The following is a 476-nucleotide window of genomic DNA, read 5'->3' on the forward strand; positions in this document are numbered from 1 at the left end:
CCGCCGAGCTGCGCCAGTCTCTCCATCCACCCCGACGCCCGCTGCGCAAGTCGCGCTGCCGCGTCGACATCCGACTGTAGGAGGCATCAGATATGGCCAGCTTTGCCGCCGGCACCCGCGTGCTGATGTCCTACGGCCGCCTGCGCTCCATCTCCGACGTGCGCATCGACGAGCGGGTCATCTGCCACGATGGCAACCCCCACAGGGTGGCCAGCACCAGCAGGCGGAACTACAACGGGGCGCTGGTATCGGTCCGCAGCCTCGGCATTACCGTGCGCTGCACCCCGGACGTGATGTTCTACACCTGCCGCCGCCTCGGCCGCGGCCCGAGGGCTTGGCTGGCTGCCCCCGGCTGGACCGCTGCCGACGCCCTGCGCCCAGACATGCACCTGCTGGTGGCCCCGCCCATTCTCAGCAACGACTCTGTGCGCCGCGCCGCCGTCGCCACCAGCTGCGGTTTCGACATCGGCCAGGGC

1 protein-coding gene is annotated in these 476 nt (G+C 70.4%); it reads left to right on the forward strand.

Annotated elements, in window-relative coordinates; genetic code table 11:
* Window positions 1–92 precede the first annotated feature (92 nt).
* Window positions 93–476 (forward strand): Hint domain-containing homing endonuclease (locus D7Y13_RS42345; RefSeq protein WP_208734594.1); only part of this gene is annotated, 384 nt, incomplete at its 3' end.

It is taken from the genome of Corallococcus praedator, assembly GCF_003612125.1.
Classification (GTDB): Bacteria; Myxococcota; Myxococcia; order Myxococcales; family Myxococcaceae; genus Corallococcus; species Corallococcus praedator.